At 50.6% G+C, this 7,052-nt stretch carries 4 protein-coding genes and 1 rRNA gene; 1 reads left to right on the top strand and 4 read right to left on the bottom strand.

Translation table 11 applies throughout. The features are described 5' to 3' along the window. The first annotated feature begins 164 nt into the window (after positions 1-164). Positions 165-281, top strand: a 5S ribosomal RNA gene (rrf, locus tag BSR28_RS04670). Between the two features lie 173 nt (positions 282-454). Here rrf and BSR28_RS04665 read toward each other — a convergent pair. The 4 genes from BSR28_RS04665 to cydB form a co-directional block, all read right to left on the bottom strand. Continuing rightward, positions 455-2,230, bottom strand: a complete 1,776-nt coding sequence (locus BSR28_RS04665; protein WP_073709817.1) for a GAF domain-containing sensor histidine kinase — start codon at positions 2,228-2,230, stop codon at positions 455-457. Further along, positions 2,223-4,010, bottom strand: coding sequence for a thiol reductant ABC exporter subunit CydC (cydC, locus tag BSR28_RS04660; RefSeq protein WP_073713471.1), 1,788 nt, complete (start codon positions 4,008-4,010; stop codon positions 2,223-2,225). Before cydC ends, BSR28_RS04665 begins: the two co-directional genes overlap by 8 nt. After that, positions 4,007-5,797 (bottom strand): thiol reductant ABC exporter subunit CydD, encoded by a 1,791-nt coding sequence (gene cydD / locus BSR28_RS04655; RefSeq protein WP_083563043.1) that lies wholly within the window; start codon positions 5,795-5,797, stop codon positions 4,007-4,009. Before cydD ends, cydC begins: the two co-directional genes overlap by 4 nt. Before the next feature lie 129 nt (positions 5,798-5,926). Beyond that, the gene (gene cydB / locus BSR28_RS04650) at positions 5,927-7,045 is read right to left on the bottom strand and encodes a cytochrome d ubiquinol oxidase subunit II (protein ID WP_073709820.1); all 1,119 of its coding nucleotides are present in this window, start codon (positions 7,043-7,045) and stop codon (positions 5,927-5,929) included. Positions 7,046-7,052: the final 7 nt, after the last annotated feature.

Below are 7,052 nucleotides of genomic sequence, written 5' to 3'. Positions count from 1 at the left end.
TGTTTGAGTATGCAAGCGTTCCACTATACGGTCAACAAACCACCAACACCACCCACACACTTTTGTGCGGGAAAATATTAAAGCCAAATAACTAAATAAACACCACCAACAAAAACGAATAACCCATTATGGTTACGTTCTTTGGATGGCACTCCACAAAGACTTGTGGCGGTCATAGCGGTGGGGAAACGCCCGGTCCCATCCCGAACCCGGAAGCTAAGCCCACCAGCGCCGATGGTACTGCACTCGCCAGGGTGTGGGAGAGTAGGACACCGCCACTTAAAAACAACAAAAGAGGGGCCCGGAACCAAACAGTGTTTGGCACCGGGCCCCAAAACAATTCCAACGAGTTATGGTCCTACGATTTATCTCCCCACTCTGCAGTGAAGCAAAGTGGGAAAACAAATCACCTCAACACCGATACCCGTAATCTAAAGATTTCGATTGGGAAGTCCTAGCCCAAAGGCACCTTCCACAGAATACGCGCACCACCGGTCGATCGATTGGCAACTCTAAACCAACCATCATTAGATTCAGCCCTCATTCGCATATTCTTCAGGCCCGACTGCCTAGTAAGAGCCTCTGGCATGCCTTTACCGTTATCCGTAATCTCAATGGCCAAACAGCCCTCAGAGGAATCCAAATCCAGCGTCACGCGAGCAGCAGTAGCATTCGCATGCTTAGCAATATTCGCCAGGGACTCCCTGATTACCGCCACCGCATTCTTCACCAGTGTCTCCGGCACCTCGGTTTCGAACGGTTTTGATTTCTCTTCAAAGTCCTCATCATTGTTATCAAGAACTTCACCATTTATCTGAAGGATAAAGGTAGGCGCGAATCCCAATGAGGAACGTCCCAGAGAGGCCTCCTGGGCTAGCAGGTCTAGGAATGTGCGATCTAATGAAAGTACGTCTTCTCCCTGCGTTCGTAGGCTCCGAACGATCGCTCGAATCTGTTCAGCCGAATCCCCAACTTGAGTCAGGGCGCCTTCGAGTTGTTCTAACAGGGCAGACTCATCAATTCCAGCTGATTCAGCGGTTTCCTTTTCTAAACGCGATGTAGCATCAAGGAAAGCTGCCTTAAGAGTAGAGATTTGCATGCCCGCCGCAAAGAGTTGCTGGATAGCTAAATCATGTAGGTCTTGGCCAATCCGTTCCTTCTCAGCTTGGAGATCAGCTACTGCGGCTCTGTGTTTTGCCGTTGCCAGCTCTAGAGCTAAGGCCGCATGGGAAGCCACCATCTGAGCAGAAGACAAGTCTTCAACAGTGAACTCTTCATCTCCAGGCTGCCGGAGAAGGAGAATAACGCCCAAAGAGTTTTCCGCGTTACGCATGGGCACATATAGTGCAGGCCCAAAGGCCGAAAGCATCGCAACTTTAAGATGCAAGGTATCAGCTAGAGAGTCGATGATGACACCTTGACCAGTCCTAGCGACTGTCATAGCCCGACCATTTGGCGGAAAGACCTGGCCTAGCAGTCCTTGAGCTGATTCACCGGCGACAAATTCACAAGCCCAAGTATCTCCGATAGAAGGCAAGATGATTAAGGCAGAATCTGAATCGGAGACTTCCCTTAGCAACCGGGCAGTTTCCTCTAGCGCCTCTTCTTCTGAGGCGCCAGAAAGCAGCATAGTGGTCAAGCCTTGAGAGGCCTTGACCCAGCGCTCACGTTTTTGAGCCTGCTCGAACTCAAGAGCATTATCTAGGGCCTTGACTACCGCATCGGTAAGCTTCAATAGTTCTGAGGCACACTGTACGTCAAAGGCTTCCGGATGGTTAGCTAAATACAACCAGCCGAAAGTACCACAGGGAAGCGTCAAAGCAATCCCCACGTAGTTTTTTACATTCCCAAGGCCACTTGGTAATACTTCAGCATATTCACGAGGAAGTTCCTCATTAGCAACTAGGGCTCCGGAATCCGGGAGGGAAGAGAGAATTCGATCGCTCATAAGCTGGCCACGGAATTCTTTAACCACAGAGTCATCAATTTGGTAAGGGAAAATTTTAGCGATCTCGCCCCTCACATTAATACTTACGAATGCCCCATAGGCAGCGCCAGAGAGCTGGCAAGCAAACTTGACATAGTCCGTAAGGATTTCTGGAGCACTGTGATGAGAAGAAACCTGAATGATGGCATTAAGCAACGCCGACTCGGGAGGATCAGAGATCACGGTGTCTGGAAGAGAATCGTCCGAAGGTACCCCATCGATGGTGAATAATTCGTCAGACATGGGTTTCCTCTTTTTCTAAAACTGATGACACAAACGGATCGGACAGTGCGGCTTCGAAACTTCCTCTAAACACTATAGTTGCCGGGATAGAGTCACGGCTACCTGCATGACTTAAGCCCGCTTCGGGCTTGTCAATCACGATTACCTCATCAGCATCTTCTAATGCTGAAAGTCGGTGGGATACCACTAGAATGCCACGATCGGACAAAGAGAATAGATCCCTCATGATGCTATCGGCAGTTGTTGGATCCAAATGTTCTGCAGGTTCGTCAAGTAGCAAAAGCGGGGCGGGGGAGGCTAACGCACGGGCCAGTAAAATCCGCCGGCGCTCACCCCCGGAAATATTCGTAGCTCCTTGAGTAAGCTCAGTAGATAGTCCAGCTGGGGCAGAATCTAACCAAGAACCTAGGTGAACTTGCCGCAGTAATTTCTCCGCGTCCTCCTCAGAAAGGTCGCGATTAGCTACGCGAAGATTCTCAAAGACCGAAGTCTGGAAGATATGTGCATCTTCAGGGGTCAAAGTTAAGAGCTTTGCGCGTTCACTATCGGTTAATAGCCACGGGTCCACACCCCCTAGTGAAAGCTGTCCGTCTTCAGCAGGTAGCATTCCGGCTAGGCACAGAAGAAGGGTGGTCTTGCCGATACCAGAAGGACCAACAATCGCGATCTTTTTACCTGGTTTCAACTCCAGTGACAGGTTATTAAAGATTGGCTTACCCGGTATCCAAACAGCGCTCAGGTCAGAAGCAATTAGTTCGGTTTGATCAAGCGCTAATGGGGTCTTCGATTCCGGTTCGGCAGGCCCTTCGATCAACTCTAGAATACGTACGGCTGAGCCACCAGAGCGGACTAAAGCAGCTGCTGCCATAGGCAGCTGAGCGGTGCCCTCGAAGGCCGCGAGGGGCGTTAGGACCACGACCGCGTAACCAACAAAAGAAAGCGTACCGCTGGTAACGCCATAGCCACCGGCTAAAACACAGCCGAGGATAGCAAGTGCCAAACCTAGATTGTCGATTGTCGCCCCAAGAGCACTGGTTTTGGCTGCTTGGTTAATCGCGTTTTTATGAATACCTTCGACTTCACTGATCTGTGCCCAGATTGCTTCTTCTTGCCCCAACGCTCGAACTTGAGCTTGATCGATAAGTAGATTTGACGTCAGTGAGGCGATTTTTTCTTCACTGAGTAGGGTTGCCGTGACAGCCTTTCGATTGCTGCGGGCGGAAAGCACTAGTGAACCGAAAATCGAAAACAACAACGTGGCCAAGAGAATCAATGCTGCGGGCCAATACAAGAAAGCCAGCGCTCCACACGTCAGAACGGCGGTAACAAAAGCCACCATGATAGGCTGTAGGACCCTAACGATGAGGTCCCCAAGCGCATCGACATCAGCTGTGGCTCGCCCCAAGAGCTGACCCTTATGAAGTCCGGCCACCCGATCCGAACGCAATCCAGAAAGCTTTTCATAAAGGTTAGCGCGCAGATTAACTACGCCCTTTAAAGCGATTCGGTGCGAAACCAGTCTTTCAATGTATCGGAAAAGCGCTTTTGAAATACCCAATGCACGTACTGACGTGACCGCCACCGTTAGATACATAACTGGCGGCATCTGTGAGGCTCTAGCGATCAACCACGCGGAAACTGCGGCTAAACCGATTGACGCCCCTAACGCCAAGGTGCCCAAAAAGACTGGCCACCAAAGTGAGAATAGCGAGATACCAAGCAACGGCCATATCTCTTTGATTGCTTGGCGTTCTTTCTTTGAGAGTAGCGAGAAGCTCATAGTTCGCCTCCTTGAGTAAAGAAGGTATTAAACTCAGGGGCCTGGTCAGGCTCCGTTTCTTCTGTCTCAATGAGAGCAGCTTCCAGCTCTGACTGGTCGAAGACGTGGTCTTCCAGAACGATCACGTCGTTCGCCAGCTTTAGCAGTGATTTTCGATGCGCAATCACCAGCACGATTGCGCCGGCCTCTGCCAAGGAGTTCAGCGCGGCGGCAATATTGTCCTCGCTAGGGGCATCCAAATGAGCTGTTGGTTCATCTAGAATCACCAGGGACTTTGGGTTGAGTAGCGCCCGTGTAAGTGCCAGCCGTTGGCGTTGGCCGACTGATAGCCCGATTCCTCCAGCTCCCAACGGAGTATCCCAACCGGACGGAAAGTGCTCTACCACTTGATCGAATCCGATTTGTTTAGCTGCTGAAAGTAACTTGCTTTGTTCCGCTTTGGGAAGCGCCGAATACGACTCAGCATAGATACCTGAGCCTAGTAATACGTTAGAAAGAATAGTGCCTGGGAAAAGCAATGGTTGTTGGGCAATCCAAGTTGAACTAGCTAATTTTTCATCTGCCGAACAGGTTGATAGATCAACCGCTGGGGAGTGACCGTCTTGTAGCACAATCCGTCCTTCGGTGATCTCCTGCAGTCCTAGAATCGCCATCGTCAATGATGACTTTCCAATCCCAGACGGTCCGCTCAAAGCGGTAATTTTTCCTGACCTGATTAGTCCTGATGCTTGGAATGGGGCATAGCGACCACGGGCCACAATGCTCACTTTGTCAAGCTTGATATCTCGTCCGCTAAAATCAACCTTAGTTTGCCCCTGATCCTGCTTGGCGGATTCAATAATTTTCAGTGCGGCATTAAAAGCCGAAACTCCATCTGCAGAGGCGTGGAATTGGAATCCCACCTGACGCAAAGGTTGATAAACCTCAGGGGCAAGCATGATGACAATCAGTCCAGTGCTTAACGAAAGGGAACCGCTCACCAGGCGGAAGCCGACGCCCACAGCAACCACGGCAACCGAGAGAGTTGCGATGAATTCGAGTATGGCTCCTGAGAGGAAAGCTAAACGGAGAGTAGCCATAGTCGAAGCGTTATAGTCGTCCCCGATTTTTCTAATCTGCTTTTCGGGCCCTTTAGCACGTCCTAGAGCCCGAAGGGTCACCAATCCTGAAAGCAGGTCCAAAACTTGGGATCCCAGCTTCTCCATGGTTTTGAGTTTATGATCAGAGAACTCTTGAGTTAGACGTCCCACGATGATCATAAAGATGGGAATCAACGGGATCGAAATCAGCGCAGTAACCGCTGACAAGAGATCGAAATACGCCATTACTACCAGGGTTAATGGGGTAACGGTCGATGAGAGAATTAACTGGGGTAGGTATCTTACAAAGTAGGGGGTTAAAGCGTCGAGTCCACGTGTCACCAGAGAGACCGTATGGGGACCATTTTTTGCCGCCCAGCGAGTACCTTGAGTTTTTGCTGACTCGATGACCTGTTTGCGAAGCTCGATTATCACCTCAGCTGCGGCTCGATGACCTAAGGACTCTCGGTAATAGACCAAAGCAGCCCTAATGACTAGGACACACGCAAGAACGATGAAAGGTAAAGGTCTTGCCAATCTTTCGCCCAGAGTCATCTTTCCATCGACGATCGGAGAGATAAAGAAGGATAGGGAGATAATCTGCGCTATTACTAGTAAGGCAGTAATGAATCCAATGATCGAAATAATAATGACATACCTGCGGGCTGCCCCCGCATATTTCATTAATTTTGGATCTAAAGGTTTCATTCTTGTATTGTGCCAAAAAACCCTGTTAGATGATTCGACCTGCCCTGATAGCGAAAGCCCCTTGTAAGAGATTCACTCTTACAAGGGGCTTTGAACAGGCTAATAAACCAAGTACTTGGTTTTTCCTGATCAGTTAGTTGCTAGGAAGTTTTCACCTAGACGGATCTTATCCTTCAATAGGCCAGCAGGGTGAACATCATCAACTGAGATCTTGGCCCGGAATACGTAGTAAGACCATACCGTGTAGGCCAAAACGATCGGGACAAGGATGACAGCAACAATGGTCATTAGCTTCAAGGTGCCGTATGAAGACGAAGCATCCCACAGGGTTAGCGAGTATGCCGGATCAATGGCAGAACGCATAACATCGGGAGCCATATTCGTGAAGATGAACGCGACCGCACCCGCAATGCCGGCGAAGGAAGCCCAGAAAGCCGGGCGAATCTTGCCGGTTACAGTGGCAGCGGTCGAAACGATCAACAGCACGGCGGCGATTGCCAGCGGAACCCATGCTAGGGGCTGACCGGAACCGTATGCGAACTGTGCCCAAAGCGCCCAGACTGCGGTCAAGCCGGTGGAAGCAAGAGACAGAGGAGCGGCAAGCTTCGCAGCTCGGTCTCCAAGGTCTCCAGCTAGCTTAAGGTTCAAGAAGAGTGCGCCGTGGCTGAGGAATAGTGCCGCCACAACAATGCCACCAAGTAGGGTGAAGGGCGTAATCAAAGACCAGAAACCACCCACTAGGTTGTGCACGTCATGTGCTAGATCGATCTGATCAACCGGTACGGCGGTCATCGGGTCAGAGGGCTTTACAACCGCAATCTGCATACCCTGAACCAAGTTAGCAAAAGCAACGCCCAGCAGGATCGGAACAACCCAGGCGCTGATGGACTGTGCCCAGTCCCAGCGTGCACGCCACTGGTCAGAGTTAATCTTCTTGCGCCATTCAATCGCACAAATGCGAACGATCAGAGCAACAAGCAGTAAGAACAGTGCCAAGTACATGCCTGAGAACATGGTGGCGTACCATTCCGGGAATGCCGCAAAGGTAGCGCCACCGGCGGTAAGTAGCCAAACCTCGTTGCCATCCCAGTGGGGGCCGATGGCCTTAACTACCGCACCGCGTTCACGATCCGACTTGGTTAGGAAAGGCATGAGCATGCCCGCTCCTAGACCGAAACCTTCTAGTGCTAGGTAAGCAGTCCAAAGAACTGCAATTAGGATGAACCACAGGATCTGAAGAGTAGTCATATTAATA

This window comes from Boudabousia liubingyangii (assembly GCF_001907245.1).
GTDB lineage: Bacteria > Actinomycetota > Actinomycetes > Actinomycetales > Actinomycetaceae > Boudabousia > Boudabousia liubingyangii.
This window is presented reverse-complemented; position numbering and strand designations above follow the sequence as displayed.

Bases quoted from the DNA above. Each gene is read 5' to 3' on its own strand.
- cydB (WP_073709820.1), bottom strand. From the start codon at position 7,045: ATGACTACTCTTCAGATCCTGTGGTTCATCCTAATTGCAGTTCTTTGG.
- cydD (WP_083563043.1), bottom strand. From the start codon at position 5,797: ATGAAACCTTTAGATCCAAAATTAATGAAATATGCGGGGGCAGCCCGC.
- cydC (WP_073713471.1), bottom strand. From the start codon at position 4,010: ATGAGCTTCTCGCTACTCTCAAAGAAAGAACGCCAAGCAATCAAAGAG.
- BSR28_RS04665 (WP_073709817.1), bottom strand. From the start codon at position 2,230: ATGTCTGACGAATTATTCACCATCGATGGGGTACCTTCGGACGATTCT.